We start from the raw sequence: 20,712 nt of genomic DNA on the forward strand, positions 1-20,712 counted from the left end.
GACATTATGTTTTTAGTCGACTCCCACTGCCATCTTGATGGTCTGGATTATCAAACTCTGCACAAAAACGTCGACGACGTGCTGGCAAAAGCGGCCGCGCGCGATGTGAAATTCTGCCTGGCGGTCGCCACGACCTTGCCCGGCTACCGCAGTATGCGTGAGCTGGTGGGGACGCGTGACAACGTCGTCTTCTCCTGCGGCGTGCATCCGTTAAACCAGGACGAAGCCTACGAGGTGGAGACCCTGCGCACGCTGGCGGCGGAAGAGGGCGTTGTGGCGATGGGGGAGACCGGTCTGGATTATTTTTATACCCCGGAAACCAAAGCCCAGCAGCAAACCTCGTTTCGCGACCACATACGTATTGGCCGCGAGCTGAATAAGCCGGTGATCGTCCACACCCGTGACGCGCGCGCCGATACCTTGGCCATTTTACGCGAAGAAAAGGTGACGGATTGCGGTGGCGTACTACACTGTTTCACTGAGGACAGGGAGACAGCGGGTAAATTGCTCGACATGGGGTTCTATATCTCGTTTTCCGGTATCGTCACTTTTCGTAACGCCGAGCAGCTGCGCGATGCGGCGCGCTATGTTCCGCTGGATCGCCTGCTGGTGGAGACCGATTCGCCGTACCTGGCGCCAGTCCCCCATCGCGGCAAAGAGAACCAGCCGGCGCTGGTCCGTGACGTTGCGGAATACATGGCGGTACTGAAAGGCGTGTCGCTGGAGCAACTGGCCCAGCAGACCACCGATAATTTTGCCACTCTGTTCCATATTGACCCCGCCCGCTTACAACCTGCTTGATCTGCTTATTATTTTAAGGCTCGTAATTAATAACCAAAGCGAGTAAAGTTCACCGCCACAAAAGTGGCGGTGAAGGTTTTTTGGCAACATCTGGATACAACTTATGTAAGCTGATGTAAATTTTTACCGTAAGGCTGATTGAAACGTGATAGCCGTCAAACAATCATCCCGTTAATTATTTTACTCTGTGTAATAAATAAAGGGCGCTTAGATGTCCTGTCCACGGCACGGTTCTCCCCCCCGGGCCAATGCGTGAAAACGTAAAAAAGTACCAAATACTCAGGAGCACTCTCAATTATGTTTAAGAATGCATTTGCTAACCTGCAGAAGGTCGGTAAATCGCTGATGCTGCCGGTATCCGTACTGCCTATCGCAGGTATCCTGCTGGGCGTCGGTTCTGCAAACTTCAGCTGGCTGCCAGCCGTGGTCTCCCACGTTATGGCAGAAGCAGGCGGTTCAGTTTTCGCCAACATGCCGCTGATCTTCGCTATCGGTGTGGCCCTCGGCTTCACCAATAACGACGGTGTATCCGCACTGGCTGCAGTCGTGGCTTACGGCATCATGGTGAAAACCATGGCGGTGGTTGCGCCGCTGGTGCTGCATTTACCTGCTGAAGAGATTGCGGCAAAACACCTGGCTGATACCGGCGTGCTTGGCGGTATTATCTCCGGTGCTATCGCCGCGTACATGTTCAACCGCTTCTATCGTATCAAGCTGCCAGAATACCTGGGCTTCTTTGCGGGCAAGCGCTTTGTACCGATTATCTCTGGTCTGGCCGCTATCTTCACCGGCGTGATCCTCTCCTTCATTTGGCCGCCGATCGGTTCCGCGATCCAGACCTTCTCCCAGTGGGCTGCTTATCAGAACCCGGTGGTAGCGTTTGGTATCTACGGTTTCATCGAGCGTTGCCTGGTGCCGTTTGGTCTGCACCACATCTGGAACGTTCCTTTCCAGATGCAGATCGGCGAATACACCAACGCGGCTGGTCAGGTGTTCCACGGCGATATCCCGCGCTACATGGCAGGCGACCCGACCGCGGGCAAACTGTCTGGCGGCTTCCTGTTCAAAATGTACGGTCTGCCGGCAGCGGCAATCGCGATTTGGCACTCTGCTAAACCGGAAAACCGCGCCAAAGTGGGCGGTATCATGATCTCCGCCGCGCTGACCTCGTTCCTGACCGGTATCACCGAGCCGATCGAGTTCTCCTTCATGTTCGTGGCGCCGATCCTGTACGTTATCCATGCCATTCTGGCGGGTCTGGCGTTCCCGATCTGTATCCTGCTGGGTATGCGTGACGGTACCTCGTTCTCTCACGGCCTGATCGACTTTATCGTCCTGTCCGGTAACAGCAGCAAGCTGTGGCTGTTCCCGATTGTCGGTATCTGCTATGCGATCGTGTACTACGTCATTTTCCGCGTGCTGATTAAAGCCCTGGATCTGAAAACACCGGGTCGTGAAGATACCACCGAAGAGAGCAAAGCTGGCGCAACCAGCGAGATGGCTCCGGCTCTGATCGCCGCTTTCGGCGGTAAAGAGAACATCACCAACCTCGACGCATGTATTACTCGTCTGCGTGTTAGCGTGGCGGATGTAGCGAAAGTTGACCAGGCTGGCCTGAAAAAACTGGGCGCCGCTGGCGTGGTAGTGGCAGGTTCTGGCGTACAGGCCATCTTCGGTACCAAGTCCGATAACCTGAAAACTGAAATGGATGAGTACATCCGTAACAGTTAAGACGTAGTATCGGGGAGACTAAGGCAGCCTATTGGCTGCCTTTTTTACGTTACGAGGTGAGGTTTTCTGAGGCGATAACCCTGAAGAGTATCCGGCAAATGCTTAATCCCTCAGCAGCTAAGTCTATAGTTGAATAAGAAAAACTGCTTTCAGGTTGAAAGAGAGGGAGGATGTCGCTCATACTCTTATCTGAACCTGTGCGTCCGCGTTTATCTGCAGAAGCAGGCCAGCGTATGGGATAAAACTAATAAGGAATCAGTCATGGCAGAAGAAACGATTTTCAGCAAAATCATTCGCCGGGAGATCCCGTCGGATATTGTCTATCAGGATGAGCTTGTGACCGCTTTTCGCGACATCTCCCCGCAGGCACCCACCCACATTCTGATTGTCCCGAATGTTCTGATTCCTACCGTGAATGACGTCACCACCGAACATGAGCTGGCGCTGGGCCGGATGATGACCGTCGCGGCGAAGATCGCCCGCGATGAAGGTCTTGCCGACGATGGCTACCGTTTGATCGTTAATTGCAACCGCCACGGCGGCCAGGAAGTTTACCATATCCACATGCATCTGTTGGGCGGTCGTCCGCTGGGCCCGATGCTGGCGCATAAAGGCTAACGCCATGCTCAGGACCCTTTTGGGCGCTTGCCTGGCGGCGGGACTGCTGGCCGGGTGTAGTTCACATCCGGAGATCCCGGTTTCTGACCAGCAGGCGCTGGTGATGGAGTCGAGCGTGCTGGCGGCCGGGATCAGCGCCAGCGAGCCTGCCGTGGTGGCGACGGAGATTCAGGCTACCGCCTCCTCAACGCTGTATAACGAGCGCCAGCAGCCGGTCACCGTGCACTATCGTTTTTTCTGGTATGACGCCCGAGGGCTGGAGATGCATCCGCTGGACGCGCCGCGCACCATCGTGGTTCCGGCACGCTCTTCGGTGACATTGTATGGTAGCGCCAATATCCTGGGGGCGCATAAGGCCCGCCTTTATCTTTATCTGTAAGGGGTAATTATAATGATGAAAATGTGTCGCTATGCGTTAATCACAGCACTGGCGATATTCCTCGCAGGCTGTGCGGGGTTACGTGAGCAGCCTGCGCCGGTCGAAGAGGCCAAACCGCAGCCGCAGCAGCCTGCGCAGCCGCAGCCCACGGTGCCGACGGTACCGGCGGTTCCTGCCGTACCGTCGCAGCCGGGGCCCATTGAGCATCAGGATCAGCAGTCTGGTCAGCCGGCGCCGCGCGTGCGTCATTATGACTGGAACGGCGCGGTCCAGCCGCTGGTGGGGCAGATGCTGCAGGCCAGCGGCGTCAATGCGGGCAGTATTCTGCTGGTTGACAGCGTGAACAACCGCACCAATGGTACGCTGAATGCGGGAGAAGCCACTACCGCGCTGCGTAATGCGCTGGCCGGCAACGGCAAGTTTACGCTGGTCTCGGCGCAGCAGCTGGGGGTCGCCAAACAGCAGCTGGGCCTGTCGCCGCAGGACAGCCTCGGCAGCCGCAGCAAAGCCATGGGTATCGCCCGCAACGTGGGCGCGCAGTATGTGCTTTACTCCAATGCCACCGGCAACGTCAACGCGCCTGAACTGAAGATGCAGTTGATGCTGGTGCAAACCGGCGAGATTATCTGGTCAGGTAAAGGTGCTGTTCAGCAACAATAAGCTGACGCGCGATGAGCTCTTGTCGCGCTTCTTCCCCCGCTATCATCCTGTCGCCTCGCTGAGCCAGAATGGCCTCAGCGGCGGCAGTGTGATTATCAGCGACGGCGACCAGCGGCACGTGCTACGTCAGCCGCACGACCCGTCAGCCGCTTCCTGTTATTTCCGCCGTCAGTATCGCGCGCTCCGCCGACTGCCTGCCAGGCTGGCGCCAGCCCCGCTATTTTACTCACCCTGCTGGATGGTGGTGGAATATTGCGCAGGGGAGGTGAAAAGCGAGTTACCGGCCTGCCCTATGCTGACAAACTTATTGTATGACGTGCATCAGCAACCGCGATTCGGCTGGCGTGTTACCCTCGCACCGTTGCTGGCCCAGTACTGGCAGACTTGCGATCCGGCACGGCGCACGCCGCGCTGGCTGCGCTGGCATCAGCGGCTGCGCCGCCGGGGCGAGCCCCGTCCTCTGCGGCTGGCGCCGCTGCATATGGACGTCCATGCCGGCAATATTATCCACAGCGAGTCCGGCCTGAGGCTGATCGACTGGGAATATGCCGGCGATGGCGATATCGCGCTGGAGCTGGCCGCGGTGTGGATTTCCCCTCACCAGCGCCGCCAGCTGGTGGCGGCGTATGCCCGGCGGGCGGCCATCGACGCGCAGCAGCTTTGGCGGCAGGTTGTACTTTGGCGCCCGTGGGTATTGCTGCTGATGGCGGGATGGTATGAAATGCGCTGGCAGCAGAGCGGCGATCGGCAATTTATCACGCTGGCAGATGAAATATGGTGTCAGTTAGACAACGAACGTAAAGGATAAGAGAGGTCAGTGTGGGCCCAGTCATGTTGGATGTCGAAGGGTATGAACTGGATGCGGAAGAGCGAGAGATTCTGGCGCATCCGCTGGTGGGAGGGTTGATCCTCTTTACCCGTAATTATCACGATCCGGCGCAGCTGCGGGAGCTGGTGCGCCAGATCCGCGACGCCTCCCGGAACCATCTGGTGGTGGCGGTCGATCAGGAAGGGGGACGCGTTCAGCGTTTCCGCGAAGGCTTTACCCGTTTACCGGCGGCCCAGTCTTTCGCCGCGCTGCTGGGGATGGAAGAGGGGGGCAAACTGGCCGCCGAGGCCGGCTGGCTGATGGCCAGCGAAATGATCGCCATGGACATCGATATTAGCTTTGCGCCGGTGCTGGACGTCGGCCACATCAGCGCCGCGATCGGCGAACGTTCTTATCATGAAGATCCGCAGAAAGCGCTGACGATGGCGCGTCACTTTATTGACGGGATGCACGCCGCGGGCATGAAAACCACCGGCAAACACTTTCCGGGACACGGAGCGGTGACCGCCGATTCGCACAAAGAGACCCCGTTCGATCCGCGGCCGGCATCGGTGATTCGCGACCACGATATGGCGGTATTCAAAAGCCTCATCGCCGAACAGCGTCTGGATGCCATTATGCCCGCGCATGTGATTTACCCGGAGCTCGACCCGCGCCCGGCCAGCGGCTCAGCGTACTGGTTAAAAACGGTGTTGCGCGGCGAGCTGGGCTTCGACGGGGTGATTTTCTCCGACGATCTGTCGATGGAAGGGGCGGCGATCATGGGCAGCTACGCCGAACGCGGTCAGGCGTCGCTGGACGCCGGTTGCGATATGATACTGGTCTGCAATAATCGTAAGGGCGCGGTCAGTGTGCTGGATAACCTGTCGCCGATCAAAGCAGAGCGTGTTACGAAATTGTATCATAAAGGTTCCTTTTCCCGTCAGGAGTTAAGGGATTCAGCCCGTTGGAAAACGGTGAGTGCCCAGCTGGAGCAGCTTCATGCGCGCTGGCAAGAGGCGAAGTCCGCGTAACGCTCTGCGGGGCGTTGTTGTCTGGTGAGGATGCGATGATTATCTATTTACACGGTTTTGACTCGAACAGCCCCGGTAACCATGAGAAGGTGATGCAGCTGCAGTTTATCGACCCGGACGTGCGGTTGATTAGCTACAGCACGCGCCACCCCAAGCACGACATGCAGCATCTGCTGAAAGAGGTCGATAAAATGCTGCAGCTTACCGCCGATGACCGGCCGCTGATCTGCGGCGTCGGACTTGGCGGCTACTGGGCGGAGCGGATTGGTTTTCTGTGCGATATCCGCCAGGCGGTGTTCAATCCAAACCTGTTTCCGCATGAAAACATGGAAGGCAAAATCGACCGCCCGGAAGAGTATGCTGACATCGCCACCAAGTGTGTGACCAACTTCCGTGAGAAGAATCGCGATCGCTGTCTGGTGGTGCTCTCCCGGCAGGACGAAGCGCTGGACAGCCAGCGTTCCGCCGATCTCCTGCACCACTATTATGAAATTATCTGGGATGAAGAGCAGACCCATAAATTTAAAAACATCTCGCCGCACCTGCAGCGGCTGAAAGCGTTTAAAACCCTCGGTTAAGCCTTTTCCCCTGTCGCCAAACCCGCGCCGTGTTCACCGCGCGGGTTTTTTTATGCCTACACTTATTGGTTTCGCTGAAAAAATACGCGACAAAACTTGATGCATATCAATTTTGGTATGACCAATGCACCGTTCATGGTATTCTCGACGGTGCTGAATGGTTTCATTGACGTAACCTGTTGTTAAATAAAGGCTATTATCATAACTTTTATTTAACAATTGGTTAATAATTTTAGGGGTACACATGACTACGCCATTGAAAAAAATCGTAATTGTGGGTGGCGGCGCTGGCGGACTGGAACTGGCAACTCAGCTGGGGAAAAAGTTAGGGCGCCATAAAAAAGCGAAAATCACCCTGGTGGACCGTAACCACAGCCATCTGTGGAAGCCGCTGCTGCATGAAGTGGCCACCGGTTCTCTGGATGAAGGTGTCGATGCGCTGAGCTATCTGGCCCATGCCCGCAACCACGGTTTCCAGTTCCAACTGGGTTCGGTGGTGGATATCAACCGCGAAGGGAAGACCATCACCCTCGGCGAGCTGCGTAATGAAAAAGGCGAGCTGCTGGTGGCTGAGCGTAAACTGCCGTACGACACGCTGGTGATGGCGTTGGGCAGTACCTCGAATGACTTCAACACCCCTGGCGTGAAAGAGAACTGCATTTTCCTCGACAACCCGCATCAGGCGCGTCGTTTCCATCAGGAAATGCTCAACCTGTTCCTCAAATACTCCGCCAACCTGGGTGCCAACGGTAAAGTGAACATCGCCATTGTCGGCGGCGGCGCCACCGGCGTGGAACTCTCCGCTGAACTGCATAATGCGGTGAAACAGCTGCACAGCTACGGCTACAAAGGGCTGACTAACGAAGCGCTGAACGTCACGCTGGTCGAGGCGGGCGAGCGTATTCTGCCCGCACTGCCGCCGCGCATTTCCGGGGCGGCGCATAATGAGCTGACCAAGCTGGGCGTACGGGTGCTGACGCAGACCATGGTCACCAGCGCGGATGCAGGCGGTCTGCACACCAAAGATGGCGAATATATTGAAGCGGATCTGATGGTCTGGGCGGCCGGGATCAAAGCGCCAGATTTCATGAAAGAGATCGGCGGCCTCGAAACCAACCGTATCAATCAGCTGGTGGTCGAGCCGACGCTGCAGACCACCCGCGATGCGGATATTTTCGCCATCGGCGACTGCGCCTCCTGTGCGCGTCCGGAAGGCGGCTTTGTCCCTCCGCGGGCCCAGGCGGCGCACCAGATGGCTACCTGCGCGCTGAACAACATCCTGGCGCAGATGAAAGGCAAACCGCTGAAGGCATACACCTATAAAGACCATGGCTCGCTGGTGTCGCTGTCTAATTACTCCACTGTCGGCAGCCTGATGGGTAACCTGATGCGCGGCTCGATGATGGTGGAAGGGCGTATTGCGCGCTTCGTGTACATCTCCCTGTACCGTATGCATCAGATCGCCCTGCACGGCTATTTCAAAACCGGCCTGATGATGCTGGTCGGGCGCATCAACCGCATCATTCGCCCGCGTCTTAAGCTGCACTAATACGCTGTCTTTACCCGGAGCCGCCCTGACGGCGCTCCGGGCTCTTCTGCTGAAACCGCGGCGATCCCGCTCGGAATCCTCTGAATCCCCTTGATTTGCTGCGAATTCTCGCACTTTTCATCCGCTATCTGATTTGCGCCCTCCCGGCTCCGGTTGCAAAATTGTATCAACAGCAACAAAGGAGGATCTCCCGTGAATAAATCTATGTTGGCGGGTATAGGGATAGGCGTGGCTGCCGCGCTGGGCGTTGCAGCTGTCGCTGGTCTCAACGTGTTAGATCGCGGCCCGCAGTATGCGCAAGTGGTCTCCAGTACACCGATTAAAGAAACCGTGAAAACGCCGCGTCAGGAATGCCGCAATGTCACGGTGACCCATCGTCGTCCGGTCCAGGATGAAAACCGTATCGCCGGTTCGGTACTCGGCGCGGTGGCCGGTGGGGTGATTGGCCACCAGTTTGGCGGCGGTCGCGGACGTAGTGTAGCGACAGTGGTAGGTGCGCTGGGCGGCGGCTATGCCGGCAACCAGCTGCAGGGGGCGATGCAGGACAACGATACCTACACTACCACCCAGCAGCGTTGTAAAACGGTATATGACAAATCCGATAAAATGCTGGGCTACGATGTGACCTATAAAATAGGCGATCAGCAGGGGAAAATCCGTATGGATCACAATCCTGGCAGCCAGATCCCGCTGGACAACAACGGCCAGCTGGTCCTGAACAACAAAATCTAAAAACAGATTTATGTAGTGATTAGCCCCTCAATCGCTCAGGCTGAGGGGCTTTTTTTATCAGAAGGTTAACGCGTAATTCAGACCGAAGGTACGGCCACGGCCTTTGTATTCGTACAGCGATGAACTGCCGTAGGTCGGGCTGTAGAGCAGCGGCGCCCGCTGGCCCCAGATGGTGACATAGTCTTCGTTAAGCAGGTTTTCGATACTGAAGGTCAGTTTCCCCACCGGCAGCGCGTAACTGCCAATAAAATCAACGGTGTTATAGCCTTCCAGCTTGTTACCGGCGGCGTCGCTGAGGTCAAACACCTGCTGGCTCTGCACGCGCAGGCTCCACGGATCCGGCGCCCAACCCACCCAGGCGGTGGCTTTGGACGGTGAGGCGAGGGTGACATCCCATTTTTGCCAGCGGCCGTCGGTCTGCACCTGTGATTTCAGCACGTTGAAGTTACCGCCGACGCTCCAGTCGCTGTCCGGAATAAAGTAATCGACCGCTCCCTCAACGCCGTAAATACGCCGTTTGTCGGACTGCACGTCGATGGTCATGTCGGTGCGGTTGACGACGATGGTCTTATCCGAAGTCGAGTAATATGCCGCCAGCTGGGTGCGCAGGTTATCGCCGGTGTAGCGCCAGCCCAGCTCATACGAGTTAACTTTGATCCCCTGCAGCGGCGAGTCATCGACGTTGACGCTGGAGATCAGCGGCAGATGGCCATTGACCGCCGCGCCGTATTTACCGATGCCGTAGTATTTACCGGGGTCCGGCAGCTCGACGCCCTGCGAGAAGTTAAACCAGGTCTGCTGACGCTCGGTCAGATGCGCCACGATCCCGGCGTTAAACAGGAAGTTATCGTAATCGGTTTTGCCGCCTTTGATGGCGTCGGCGGAGCGCGCTTTGCCGTTGGCGATATCCTGTTGCTGGGCGTAGCCGACAAAGTCGTCAACCCGGTTTTCGGTCCACTGGTAGCGTACCCCGCCGCTGACGGTAAAGATCTCGTTCAGATCGTAGCTGGACTGCAGGAACGGCGCGACGTTGGAGATGCTGTATCCCGGATAGCGGCCGGTGGTGTAGATCGATTCGTTGTGCAGCCCGCCGGACGCCAGCGATTGCTGCAGATCGAAGAACATCTGGTTGGCATTGAAGGTCTCATGATCGGCGTCGAGACCCCAGGTGAGATCCCATCCCGCCAGCGGCTGGCTGTTAAGGGTCAGCTTTGCCCCATACTGATCGGTATCCTGCTGCGACGAGGAGAAGCTACTGACCTGGCCTTTCGTAAGCGTCGGGAACGGATAGAAGGTGAGGGACTCATCGCGATAGTACACCTGGCTCACCAGATTCTGGCCGAAGAAGTCGGCATCGGAGTACTGGAGGCTGATTAAGTGCCGCTCTGTACCGGGGATACGGTCGGAATTGAGCCCGTCGGTGGTGTACGCTTTGCCGCCGCTGGTGACCGCGGACATGTTCTTCCCGAGCCACAGGCCGTAGTCATCATCCCCCTGGCTTTTATAATACTGGGTGACAAGCTGCAGCTGGCGGTTGTCATCGATCTCAATCGTCCCCGTCCCCATCACGTCGAGGCGGTCAGAGTGCTGGAGCCCCGTTTGGGTGTTATCGAGGATCAGCGCATCGTTATTGCCATCGTACCAGCCGCCGAAACGCTGATAGGCTACCGATAAGCGCCCAGATGCATGGTCTGTCCCGCCGCTGACGGCCGCCGCGATGCGCTCATCGTGATCGTTACTGTTCGCAAACCCGCTCTTGCTGCCCACCTCGAGATCGACCTGGCGATCCTGCTGCCCTTTCTTGGTGACGATGTTGATAAGCCCGCCGGTACTGCCTCCGCCGTACAGCGAGGTCGCCCCGGAGATCACTTCGATATGTTCGATGTTAAAGGGGTCGATGGCGTCGAGCTGGCGACTGTCGGTGCGTGAGGAATTGAGCCGGACGCCGTCGATCAGCACGACGATGGCGCGCCCGCGCATGTTCATCCCGTAATTGGTGCGCCCCTGGCTGCTGACATCGATGCCCGGGATCAGCTGCGCCAGCACGTCTTTGAACTCTTTCCCGCCCTGGACCTGCTGCTCAATCTCCTGGCCCTCAATGACCCAGGTGGTTTGGGCCATTTCGGCCACGGTGCGATGGGTGCGGTTTGCACTAACGATGATGCTGTCTTCATCAGACTGAGCCGCCAGCGCAGGCAGCGAGCTGACCAGCAGCAGGGGGTGGAGCACCCAGAGGCGCTTTTTCATATCCATTCCTTTTATGAGCAAGTTGCTTTGTCGTTGTTATAGGCCGACGCCGGGTCGGCATTAGTTACAATGCGAAACATCTGGAAAAACTCAAAAAAGGATTTTGCACATAATGAATATCGCAATCAATATCATTTGCGTTTATCTTGCACGAGAAAAGGTAATAAAAATCAATCTATTTTGTGGGGATAAAGCCAACAGGAGAGTGGATCCGGCGGCAGAATACCGCCGGAGGCAGGGCACATCAGGACTCGAGGATCTGCGGCCAGAGACGGAGAGTGGTGTCGGTGATTTGCATCAGCTTGTCGAAATCCGCGCCTTCCCGCGCGCTAATCGACATCCCCTGCAGGACACAGTTGAGAAACTGCGCCAGCGGCGCGACGTCGCGGCCCGCGGGGAGTTCGCCCTGCGCTTGCCGCTGCTGCAGAAACTGAGTGAGCGCCTGCTCCTGCATCGCATGGCGGGATTTGATGGTATTGGCGATATCCGTCGAGGAGGCGGCCAGCGCGGCGGAGGTATTGATAATAAAGCAGCCGGCCGGCGTCTCTTTGCTGGTAAAGCAGGTGGCGACCGCCGTGAAGTAGTCGCGCAACGCCTGATCGACGGATTTCCCTTCGGCCAACAGCACGGCTTCGTGCTTCGCGGCAAAGCGCGAAATGTAACGATCCAACACTGCGCGGAACAGGCCTTCTTTATTCACAAATTCCGCATACAGGGTGGGGGCTTTTGCTCCTGTCGCCTCGACCAGATCGGCGAGCGAGGTCGCCTCATAGCCGTGCTGCCAGAAGAGTGTCATGGCTTTGTCCAGCGCCGCATCCCTGTCGAACACCTTCGGTCGGCCACGGCTTTTTTTGGCGCAACTTTGAACGTCAGTTGTCATGGTGCCGTTGTACCTATGTTGGTTTGGTGAAAGGCCATTATAAAAATAAACGATCGCCGGGGCCAGCGCTGTTGGTTTAAAAATAAATAAATCATATGCGTATGAAATTTAAGCATTTTATAAATAGTTAAACGATCGTTATAAAAATGCGTTGACGTGTGATGTAGATCACATTACTATTTACCTATCGATCGTTAAGTTAATACTTACGGCCCTACTAAAAAATTCATCTGCACAGGTATAATAATCATGAAAACCGTTAATACTCTGGCTATTGCCGCCGTTCTTAGCTCACTCTCTTTCGCCAGCTTTGCCGCTGTTGAGGTGCAGTCCACCCCAGCGGGTCAGCATAAAGTAGGCACCATCTCTGCTTCTGCCGGGACCAACCTGGGCTCGCTGGAAGATCAGCTGGCGCAGAAAGCAGAAGAGATGGGCGCCACCTCATTCCGTATTACTTCGGTAACCGGTCCGAATACCCTTCACGGCACCGCTGTTATCTACAAGTAAGCCCGATGCGTCGTTGCCCGGCCCCCTTCACCGGACAGCGATGAGTAAGACCCTGTTGTACCCCTGTTTGACCCTTGCCAACAAAAAACCCGCCATCAGGCGGGTTTTTTTGTTTTCTGCAGCGTAAGACTACAACGACTGCGGTCCAGGGGCAGCATGACGCGTGACGTCAATGGGCATGCCCGAGCGGTAATTCATCGCGCGCTCCATCACCGTCCCGTCGGTTTGCGGCGCCTGTTTGAACTCCGTCATGGTCGCGTTAAGCGTAATGGGCAAGGTCTGCGGGTCGTCATCGATATGCTCAGACAGCGGCTGATGGACTTCAACCAGACGGCGGCCATCCGGCTCTACCGATACCTTGATCGGCGTGTTAATGATATTCACCTTAGTGCCTGGCGAAATGGCGTTGTACAGCGCCTTGATATCGTTGTCGCGCAGACGAATGCAGCCGGAGCTGACGCGCATGCCGATGCCGAAATCGGCATTGGTGCCGTGCAGGAGATAGACTCCGCCATAGGCGGCGAGGCGGATGGCGTGATGGCCCATCGGGTTGTCAGGACCGGCTGGCACCACCGCCGGCAGCTCAATCCCCATTGCCTTATAGCGGGCGCGAATGTTAGCGGTGGGCGTCCAGGTCGGATTGGCCCGCTTGTCAGACACGGTCGTGACCATCGTCGGCGTGATGGTGGTTCCGCCCAGCTGGCCGATGCCGATCGGGTAGACGGTCACTTCATTTTTACCCGGCGGGTAATAGTAGAGGCGCAGCTCGGCAAGGTTAATCACCAGCCCTTCGCGCGGCGCATCGGGCAGCAGCGTCTGCAGGGGGATGGTCAGCACGCTGCCGGCGCGGGGAACATAGGGGTCAACCCCGGGATTGGCCTGCAGCAGGGCCAGAAAGCCGACATTGTACTTTTTGGCAATCGCCTCCAGCGAACCGCCGTTATCCTGCACCACGTGGAACGTATTCTGACCTACCAGCCGGCTGCCCGGCGGGGGAAGGGGCCAGGTGTTGGCGCGCGCGGGCAGAGCCAGCGCGGCGACCAGCGCGACCAGCGCCAGCCAGAGCGTAACGGGGAAACGGTTTCTCATTACCATAACTCCAAAATATATAAGTGGTTATTTTTATATGAAAAGCAGATGAGATTATGGCGTGAGTCTGTGTGGGGAAATCCAGGCGGATTGCAAAATGTTTGTAAAGATTGCCAGGTATGTAAGAAGGGAGATACGGCCAGGGGGCCGTATCTCCTGCCAGTCAGGCGACGGCGTTCTCTTCCAGCTGACGCATAAACTGGCGAACCCAGTCCATCCGCGTTTTACGCTCTTCCAGATCCTGCATGAATTTCAGGCGCGTCGGCCCGTCCAGCCGGAAGTGCTGGGGCTGCTTCTGCAGCAGGCCGATCAACCACACCGGATTGACGTTGTTTTTCTCGTTAAATTCAATCACGCCGCCTTTTTCGTTGCTTTCCAGTTTGCGGATCCCCAGTTTCTGCGCCTGCTGACGCAGACGGGCAATATCCAGCAGGTTGCGGGCGGCATCGGGCAGGCGGCCAAAACGATCGATCAGCTCGACTTTGATCTCCTCCAGATCGAGTTCGTTTTTGGCGCTGGCAATGCGCTTATAGAATGACAGTCGCGTATTGACGTCAGGGATGAAATCGTCAGGCAGCAGGGAAGGCATGCGCAGTTCGACCTCCGTCTGCTGGCTGGTGAGATCTTCCAGCGAGGGTTCGCGTCCGGCTTTCAGCGCATCGACTGCGTTCTCCAGCAGCTCCATATACAGAGAGAAGCCGATGGTTTCCATCTGACCGCTCTGATCTTCGCCGAGCAGTTCCCCGGCCCCGCGAATCTCCAGATCGTGGGTCGCCAGCGCAAAGCCGGCGCCGAGATCTTCCAGCGACGCAATGGCTTCAAGGCGCTTTTGCGCATCGGTGGTCATCGCTTTCGGATGCGGCGTCAGCAGCCAGGCATAGGCCTGATGATGCGAACGGCCAACGCGGCCGCGCAGCTGGTGCAGCTGGGCGAGGCCAAAATGGTCGGCGCGTTCGATGATGATGGTGTTGGCGGTGGGAATGTCGATCCCGGTTTCGATGATGGTGGTGCACACCAGCACATTGAAGCGCTGGTGATGGAAGTCATTCATCACCCGCTCCAGTTCGCGCTCCCGCATCTGGCCGTGGCCGATGGCTATCCGCGCCTCCGGCACCAGCTCCGCCAGCTTGTCGGCGGCTTTCTGGATGTTTTCGACGTCATTAAATAGATAGTAGACCTGGCCTCCGCGCAGCGTTTCGCGCAGGATCGCCTCGCGCACCACCAGGGCGTCGTATTCGCGAACGAAGGTCTTCACCGCCAGACGGCGCGCCGGCGGCGTGGCGATGATCGACAGGTCCCGCATCCCGCTCATCGCCATGTTCAGCGTCCGCGGGATCGGCGTGGCGGTGAGGGTCAGGATATCGACATCGGCGCGCATTGCTTTGATGCGTTCTTTGTGACGAACGCCAAAGCGGTGCTCTTCGTCGACGATCAGCAGCCCCAGATCGCGCAGCTTCACCTCGCTCTGCAACAGCTTATGGGTGCCGATTAAGATATCGATTTTGCCTTCCGCGGCCTGCTCGAGGATCTGCGCCTGCTCTTTAGCGCTGCGGAAGCGGGAGAGCATTTCGATGCGTACCGGCCAGTTGGCGAAACGATCGCGGAAGTTGTCATAGTGTTGCTGAGCCAGCAGGGTGGTCGGCACCAGCACCGCCACCTGCTTGTGGTTCTCCACGGCGAGGAAGGCGGCGCGCATAGCCACTTCGGTCTTACCGAAGCCCACATCGCCGCACACCAGGCGGTCCATGGCCAGCGGCTGGCACATATCGCTGAGGACGGCGTTAATCGCCTGCGCCTGATCCGGCGTGGTTTCAAACGGGAAGCCGTCGCAGAACAGCTGATACTGTTCGCGGTCGTGTTTAAAGGCAAAGCCCGCCTTCGCCGCGCGCTGGGCGTAGATATCCAGCAGCTCTGCCGCCACGTCGCGTACTTTCTCAGCCGCTTTTTGTCGCGCCCGGGTCCAGGCATCGCCGCCCAGCTTGTGCAGGGGCGCGTTCTCTTCCGCCCCGCCGGCGTAACGGCTGATAAGATGCAGGGAGGATACCGGAACGTATAGCCTGGCATCGTTGGCGTAAGTCAGCATCAGGTATTCGCCGGTGATGCCGCCGGCTTCCAGGGTGGTCATTCCCGCATAGCGGCCCACGCCGTGCTCCAGATGGACAACCGGCTGGCCGATATGCAGTTCGGCAAGGTTGCGAATGAGGATGTCAGGGTTGATTGTGCGACGTGAATCCTGCCGACGGCGCGCCACGCGCTCGCCGAGCAGGTCGCTTTCGCAAATCAGCGCCAGGCCGCGCTGACTGTCAATAAACCCGTGTTCGGCGGCGCCAATCATCAGATAGCGGCCATTGCCGGTGGCTTCTTCCAGACGCAGCACGTGTTTTGGCGCAATTTTAATCCGCGCCAGCATTTCGCTCAGCGCTTCACGGCGACCCTCGCTTTCCACGGAGAAGATCACCGGGCCGGTAAAGGACTCGAGGAAGCGGCGCAGATTATCCAGGGGCGCTTTGTTTTGCGCCTGCACCGCGAGGTCCGGCAGCGTCTGGTAGCCCAGATTGGTATTCGCCGCTTTGTCCGCCAGGCGCTCGGTTTTCAGCTGTACGCGCGGCCATTTTTTCAGTTCGCCGAACAGCTCATCGCTGCGCAGCCACAGCAGTTCCGGCGGCAGGAGCGGGCGCATCGGATCGACGCCGCGGTTTTCAAAGCGGGCGCGGGCTTCATTCTGGAAACGTTCCGCGCTGGCCTCGAGATCGCCGGTGTTGACGATCAGGGTGCTGGCCGGGAAATAGCTAAATAACGGCGGCAGCGGCTCGCTGAAGAACAGCGGCTGCCAGTATTCGATACCGGCAGGCAGTGTCCCTTTACTGACCTGCTGATAGATATGCTCGGCATCGCGCTTCACCTCAAAACGGTCGCGCCACTGACTGCGGAACAGCTCGATGGCGGTCTGGTCGGTGGGAAACTCGTGCGCCGGCAGCAGGTTAATGGCCGCCACTTCCTCCAGCGTGCGCTGGCTGTCGACGTCGAACAGACGCAGGCTGTCGATTTCATCGTCAAAGAAATCGAGGCGGTAGGGCTGGTCGCTGCCCATCGGGAACAGGTCGAGCAGCGCGCCGCGGGTGGCATATTCGCCGTGCTCCATCACCTGATCGACATGGCGATAGCCGGCGCCCTCCAGCTGATCGCGCAGCGCATCGCGCGACAGGCGCTGGCCCTTTTTCATCACCAGCGCGTGCCCGTGAAGGAAGCTGTGCGGACAGACGCGCTGCATCAGGGTGCTGACCGGGACGATCAGTACGCCGCGCTGCATGGTGGGTAACTGGTAAAGGGTGGCAAGACGGGAGGAGATGATATCCTGGTGCGGCGAGAAGCTGTCGTAGGGGAGCGTTTCCCAGTCAGCCAGCCCCATCACCATGCTGTCGGTGAACTGCCTGATCTCGTCATTCAGACGCAGCGCGTTTTGCATGTCAGGTGCCACCAGCACCACCGGGCCTTTGTGGCGTTCGGCCATCTCTGCCACCAGGGTAGCGCAGGCCGCGCCGGTCAACTCGCCAAGCTGGCGCAGATCACCGGCTTTGGCCGGCAATGAGTATCGATATTGTTCAGGCATAGACGGTTTCATGGTCTCTTGGGGATTCGCTCTGCCGATATGGAGGGCAACTCGCTGATATTCAATAGTGAGATTATCCGCGATTGGTCTGGATTCGCCAACCCGAATTGCCATCAGGTGTTGGTTCAACAAACATCCGGGTTGCGGATAAGCGTAAAGATATATCAGCAAGGTCTTATCTATCCGATTGTATTTGCTTGGTTTTTAGGATTATTGCTAATAAAGTCGTCAGGTATCAGTCATTTACGCTGCTCGTATTCGCTTATATACTCGGGCATCGGCTATCAGCAACCAGATGGATGACATGTACCAACCTGCCGCACTCTTTATCGGCCTGCGCTATATGCGCGGGCGCGCAGCCGACCGCTTCGGTCGATTCGTCTCCTGGCTCTCAACCATCGGCATTACGCTTGGCGTAATGGCGCTGGTGACGGTCCTGTCGGTGATGAACGGCTTTGAACGCGAGCTGCAAAACAATATCCTGGGGCTGATGCCGCAGGCCATTCTTAGCGCCAAACAGGGCTCGGTGAACCCTCAGCAACTGCCGGAGCGCGAGGCGAAACTCCAGGGGGTGACCCGCGTGGCGCCGATCACCACCGGTGACGTCGTCCTGCAGAGCGCGCGCAGCGTGGCGGTCGGGGTTATGCTGGGCATTGATCCGGCGCAGAACGATCCCCTGACTCCGTACCTGGTGAACGTCAAACAGAGCGATCTGCAGGCGGGCAAATATAACGTTATTCTCGGTGAGCAGCTGGCGGGCCAGCTGGGGGTTAATCGCGGCGATAAAATTCGCGTGATGGTTCCTTCCGCCAGTCAGTTTACGCCGATGGGCCGCGTGCCGAGCCAGCGTCTGTTTACGGTCATCGGCACCTTCGCCGCCAACAGCGAAGTCGATGGCTATCAGATGCTGACCAATATCGACGACGCCTCCCGTCTGATGCGCTACCCGCTGGGCAATATCACCGGCTGGCGCCTGTGGCTGGATAAACCGCTGCAAGTGGATACCCTGAGTCAGCAGACGCTGCCGCCAGGTACCCAGTGGCAGGACTGGCGCGAGCGCAAGGGCGAACTGTTCCAGGCGGTGCGCATGGAGAAAAACATGATGGGCCTGCTGCTGAGCCTGATCGTCGCCGTCGCGGCCTTCAACATTATTACCTCGCTGGGGATGATGGTGATGGAGAAGCAGGGCGAAGTGGCTATCCTGCAAACTCAAGGGCTGACGCCGCGGCAGATCATGGCCGTCTTTATGGTGCAGGGCGCCAGCGCCGGGATCGTCGGCGCGCTGTTGGGAGCCGTGCTTGGCGCGCTGCTCGCCAGCCAGTTGAATAATTTAATGCCAATCATCGGCGCCTTCCTTGACGGCGCGGCGCTGCCGGTGGCGATTGAGCCGCTGCAGGTTATTGTTATCGCCCTGGTGGCGATGGTGCTGGCCTTGTTGTCTACGTTGTACCCTTCCTGGCGCGCTGCCGCCACTCAACCCGCTGAGGCTTTACGTTATGAATAAGATCCTGCTGCAATGCGACAACCTGTGCAAACGCTATCAGGAAGGCAATGTGCAAACCGATGTCCTGCACAATGTCAGCTTCAGCATTGGTGAAGGCGAGATGATGGCCATTGTCGGCACCTCCGGCTCTGGCAAAAGTACGTTGCTGCATCTGCTCGGCGGCCTGGATACGCCCACCTCTGGCGACGTGATTTTCTCCGGCCAGCCGATGAGTAAACTCTCCACCGCCGCGCGCGCCGACCTGCGTAACCGCGAGCTGGGCTTTATCTATCAGTTCCACCATCTGCTGCCGGACTTTAGCGCGCTGGAAAACGTGGCGATGCCGCTGCTGATTGGCAAAAAGAAGCCAGCGGATATTGAACGCCAGGCGAAAGCGATGCTGCAGGCAGTCGGGCTTGAACACCGCAGCCATCACCGTCCGTCGGAGCTCTCCGGCGGTGAACGCCAGCGGGTGGCGATTGCCCGCGCGCTGGTGAATAAACCGCGGCTGGTGCTGGCGGATGAACCGACCGGTAACCTTGATGCTCGCAACGCCGACAGCATCTTCCAGCTGCTGGGCGAACTGAACGTCGCGCAGCGCACCGCGTTTCTGGTGGTGACCCACGACCTTCAGCTGGCGAAACGCATGAGCCGCCAGCTGGAGATGCGTGATGGCCGTCTGACCGCCGACCTGACCCTGATGGGGGCCGAGTAATGGCGTCTCCGTTATCGTTACTGATTGCATTACGTTTCAGCCGTGGACGGCGGCGCGGCGGCATGGTGTCGCTGATCTCGGTGATCTCCACCATCGGCATTGCGCTGGGGGTGGCGGTGCTGATCGTCGGCCTCAGCGCAATGAACGGTTTTGAACGCGAGCTGAACAACCGCGTGCTGGCGGTGGTGCCGCACGGCGAAATCGAACCCGTGAACCAGCCGTGGAATAACTGGCAGGAGGCGCTGGCGAAGGTGCAGAAGGTGAAGGGGATTGTCGCGGCAGCGCCCTATATTAACTTCACCGGCCTGGTGGAGAGCGGCAGCAATATGCGCGCCATCCAGGTGAAAGGGGTCGACCCGCAGCAGGAAACCCGGCTCAGCGCGCTGCCCACCTTTGTGCAGAATAACGCGTGGGCCGGATTCAAGGCCGGCGAACAGCAGGTGATTCTGGGGAAAGGGGTCGCCGATGCGCTGCACGTGAAGCAGGGGGACTGGGTGTCGATCATGATCCCTAACGCCGACGCCGACCATCAACTGCTGCAGCCAAAACGCGTCAGGCTGCATGTGACCGGAATTTTACAGCTGAGCGGCCAGCTCGATCATAGTTTTGCCATGATCCCGATGCAGGATGCGCAGCAGTACCTGGAGATGGGCGGCAGCGTGACCGGCATCGCCATCAAGGTCACCGACGTTTTCCACGCGAACAAACTGGTGCGCGACGCCGGCGAGGTGACCAACAGCTACGTCTACATCAAGAGCTGGATCGGCACCTATGGCTATATGTATCGCGATATCCAGATGATCCGCGCCATTATGTATCTGGCGATGGTGCTGGTGATCGGCGTGGCCTGCTTTAACATCGTCTCGACGCTGGTGATGGCGGTCAAAGACAAAAGCGGCGATATTGCGGTGCTGCGCACGCTTGGCGCAAAAGACGGCTTAATTCGCGCGATTTTCGTGTGGTATGGTTTATTAGCCGGATCGGTAGGCAGCCTGTTCGGGGTAGTGATCGGCGTGATCTGCGCGTTGAACCTGACGTCAATCATCAACGGCATCGAATACCTGATCGGGCATAAATTCCTCTCCGGCGACATCTATTTTATTGACTTCCTGCCGTCAGAACTGCACTGGCTGGACGTCTTTTATGTGCTGGTGACAGCACTGTTGCTGAGTTTGCTGGCCAGCTGGTATCCCGCCCGCCGCGCCAGCCGCATCGACCCGGCGAGGGTGCTGAGTGGCCAGTAATTTATCGTCATCGTCGGCTTTGCTGACGACACAAGAGGAATTGCTGA

20 protein-coding genes and 1 pseudogene are annotated in these 20,712 nt (G+C 58.0%); 16 read left to right on the forward strand and 5 right to left on the reverse strand.

Going from position 1 to position 20,712, the window contains the following annotated elements; genetic code table 11:
- Positions 1 to 6 precede the first annotated feature (6 nt).
- The 10 genes from HMPREF3142_RS17220 (at position 7) to HMPREF3142_RS17265 (ending at position 8,890) form a co-directional block, all read left to right on the forward strand.
- Complete coding sequence (locus HMPREF3142_RS17220; protein ID WP_008805992.1) at positions 7 to 801, forward strand: metal-dependent hydrolase; 795 nt, start codon at positions 7 to 9, stop codon at positions 799 to 801.
- Between the two features lie 297 nt (positions 802 to 1,098).
- Positions 1,099 to 2,532 carry a PTS glucose transporter subunit IIBC gene (gene ptsG / locus HMPREF3142_RS17225; RefSeq protein ID WP_008805993.1) on the forward strand — a complete coding sequence of 478 codons (1,434 nt, stop codon included), beginning with the start codon at positions 1,099 to 1,101 and terminating at the stop codon, positions 2,530 to 2,532.
- A gap of 261 nt (positions 2,533 to 2,793) precedes the next feature.
- Positions 2,794 to 3,150: a purine nucleoside phosphoramidase gene (gene hinT, locus HMPREF3142_RS17230; protein ID WP_004204571.1), complete on the forward strand. Its 357-nt coding sequence runs from the start codon at positions 2,794 to 2,796 to the stop codon at positions 3,148 to 3,150.
- Positions 3,151 to 3,154: 4 nt separating this feature from the next.
- Positions 3,155 to 3,529: a YcfL family putative periplasmic lipoprotein gene (locus tag HMPREF3142_RS17235; protein WP_002900683.1), complete on the forward strand. Its 375-nt coding sequence runs from the start codon at positions 3,155 to 3,157 to the stop codon at positions 3,527 to 3,529.
- 21 nt (positions 3,530 to 3,550) lie between these two features.
- Entirely contained in the window at positions 3,551 to 4,189 is a 639-nt protein-coding gene (lpoB, locus tag HMPREF3142_RS17240) for a penicillin-binding protein activator LpoB (protein WP_162493324.1), read from the forward strand.
- The gene (gene thiK / locus HMPREF3142_RS17245; protein ID WP_008805995.1) at positions 4,170 to 4,997 is read left to right on the forward strand and encodes a thiamine kinase; all 828 of its coding nucleotides are present in this window, start codon (positions 4,170 to 4,172) and stop codon (positions 4,995 to 4,997) included. Before lpoB ends, thiK begins: the two co-directional genes overlap by 20 nt.
- Positions 4,998 to 5,020: 23 nt before the next feature.
- Positions 5,021 to 6,031, forward strand: a complete 1,011-nt coding sequence (gene nagZ, locus HMPREF3142_RS17250) for a beta-N-acetylhexosaminidase (RefSeq protein ID WP_162494430.1) — start codon at positions 5,021 to 5,023, stop codon at positions 6,029 to 6,031.
- A gap of 35 nt (positions 6,032 to 6,066) precedes the next feature.
- Complete coding sequence (gene ycfP, locus HMPREF3142_RS17255) at positions 6,067 to 6,609, forward strand: alpha/beta hydrolase YcfP (protein WP_002900775.1); 543 nt, start codon at positions 6,067 to 6,069, stop codon at positions 6,607 to 6,609.
- 244 nt (positions 6,610 to 6,853) lie between these two features.
- Positions 6,854 to 8,158 carry an NAD(P)/FAD-dependent oxidoreductase gene (locus HMPREF3142_RS17260; RefSeq protein WP_008805997.1) on the forward strand — a complete coding sequence of 435 codons (1,305 nt, stop codon included), beginning with the start codon at positions 6,854 to 6,856 and terminating at the stop codon, positions 8,156 to 8,158.
- A 192-nt stretch (positions 8,159 to 8,350) separates the two neighbouring features.
- A complete protein-coding gene (locus HMPREF3142_RS17265; RefSeq protein WP_008805999.1) occupies positions 8,351 to 8,890 on the forward strand; it encodes a glycine zipper 2TM domain-containing protein in 540 nt (179 codons plus the stop codon).
- Between the two features lie 57 nt (positions 8,891 to 8,947).
- Here HMPREF3142_RS17265 and HMPREF3142_RS17270 read toward each other — a convergent pair whose 3' ends face one another.
- Positions 8,948 to 11,137 (reverse strand): TonB-dependent siderophore receptor, encoded by a 2,190-nt coding sequence (locus HMPREF3142_RS17270; protein ID WP_022065355.1) that lies wholly within the window; start codon positions 11,135 to 11,137, stop codon positions 8,948 to 8,950.
- 69 nt (positions 11,138 to 11,206) lie between these two features.
- Here HMPREF3142_RS17270 and HMPREF3142_RS29470 point away from each other — a divergent pair, with 69 nt between their 5' ends.
- A complete protein-coding gene (locus HMPREF3142_RS29470) occupies positions 11,207 to 11,329 on the forward strand; it encodes a hypothetical protein (RefSeq protein WP_012542233.1) in 123 nt (40 codons plus the stop codon).
- A 52-nt stretch (positions 11,330 to 11,381) separates the two neighbouring features.
- Here HMPREF3142_RS29470 and HMPREF3142_RS17275 read toward each other — a convergent pair whose 3' ends face one another.
- Entirely contained in the window at positions 11,382 to 12,017 is a 636-nt protein-coding gene (locus HMPREF3142_RS17275) for a TetR/AcrR family transcriptional regulator (RefSeq protein WP_008806001.1), read from the reverse strand.
- Complete coding sequence (locus tag HMPREF3142_RS29475) at positions 12,014 to 12,133, reverse strand: hypothetical protein (protein ID WP_046622381.1); 120 nt, start codon at positions 12,131 to 12,133, stop codon at positions 12,014 to 12,016. The genes HMPREF3142_RS17275 and HMPREF3142_RS29475 overlap by 4 nt, the downstream gene beginning before the upstream one ends.
- Before the next feature lie 133 nt (positions 12,134 to 12,266).
- Between HMPREF3142_RS29475 and bhsA the strand changes: the two genes are divergently transcribed.
- Positions 12,267 to 12,524: a multiple stress resistance protein BhsA gene (gene bhsA / locus HMPREF3142_RS17280; RefSeq protein WP_022065354.1), complete on the forward strand. Its 258-nt coding sequence runs from the start codon at positions 12,267 to 12,269 to the stop codon at positions 12,522 to 12,524.
- Positions 12,525 to 12,653: 129 nt separating this feature from the next.
- Here the strand turns inward: bhsA and ldtC are convergent, their stop codons facing one another.
- A complete protein-coding gene (ldtC, locus tag HMPREF3142_RS17285; RefSeq protein ID WP_012542231.1) occupies positions 12,654 to 13,613 on the reverse strand; it encodes a L,D-transpeptidase LdtC in 960 nt (319 codons plus the stop codon).
- A 163-nt stretch (positions 13,614 to 13,776) separates the two neighbouring features.
- A complete protein-coding gene (gene mfd / locus HMPREF3142_RS17290) occupies positions 13,777 to 17,223 on the reverse strand; it encodes a transcription-repair coupling factor (protein WP_023339892.1) in 3,447 nt (1,148 codons plus the stop codon).
- Positions 17,224 to 17,262: 39 nt separating this feature from the next.
- On the opposite strand from mfd, the pseudogene HMPREF3142_RS29480 reads away from it, so the two are divergent.
- From HMPREF3142_RS29480 to lolE, 4 genes and pseudogenes are all read left to right on the forward strand, one after another.
- Positions 17,263 to 17,385 (forward strand): annotated as a pseudogene (locus HMPREF3142_RS29480) (hypothetical protein); the annotation flags it as partial.
- A gap of 142 nt (positions 17,386 to 17,527) precedes the next feature.
- Positions 17,528 to 18,727 carry a lipoprotein-releasing ABC transporter permease subunit LolC gene (gene lolC, locus HMPREF3142_RS17295; RefSeq protein WP_042929337.1) on the forward strand — a complete coding sequence of 400 codons (1,200 nt, stop codon included), beginning with the start codon at positions 17,528 to 17,530 and terminating at the stop codon, positions 18,725 to 18,727.
- Positions 18,720 to 19,421, forward strand: a complete 702-nt coding sequence (lolD, locus tag HMPREF3142_RS17300) for a lipoprotein-releasing ABC transporter ATP-binding protein LolD (RefSeq protein ID WP_002900798.1) — start codon at positions 18,720 to 18,722, stop codon at positions 19,419 to 19,421. Before lolC ends, lolD begins: the two co-directional genes overlap by 8 nt.
- Positions 19,421 to 20,665: a lipoprotein-releasing ABC transporter permease subunit LolE gene (gene lolE / locus HMPREF3142_RS17305; protein ID WP_008806005.1), complete on the forward strand. Its 1,245-nt coding sequence runs from the start codon at positions 19,421 to 19,423 to the stop codon at positions 20,663 to 20,665. Before lolD ends, lolE begins: the two co-directional genes overlap by 1 nt.
- Positions 20,666 to 20,712: the final 47 nt, after the last annotated feature.

Origin of the sequence: Klebsiella sp. HMSC16C06 (assembly GCF_001808325.1) — a bacterium.
Classification (GTDB): Bacteria; Pseudomonadota; Gammaproteobacteria; order Enterobacterales; family Enterobacteriaceae; genus Klebsiella; species Klebsiella variicola.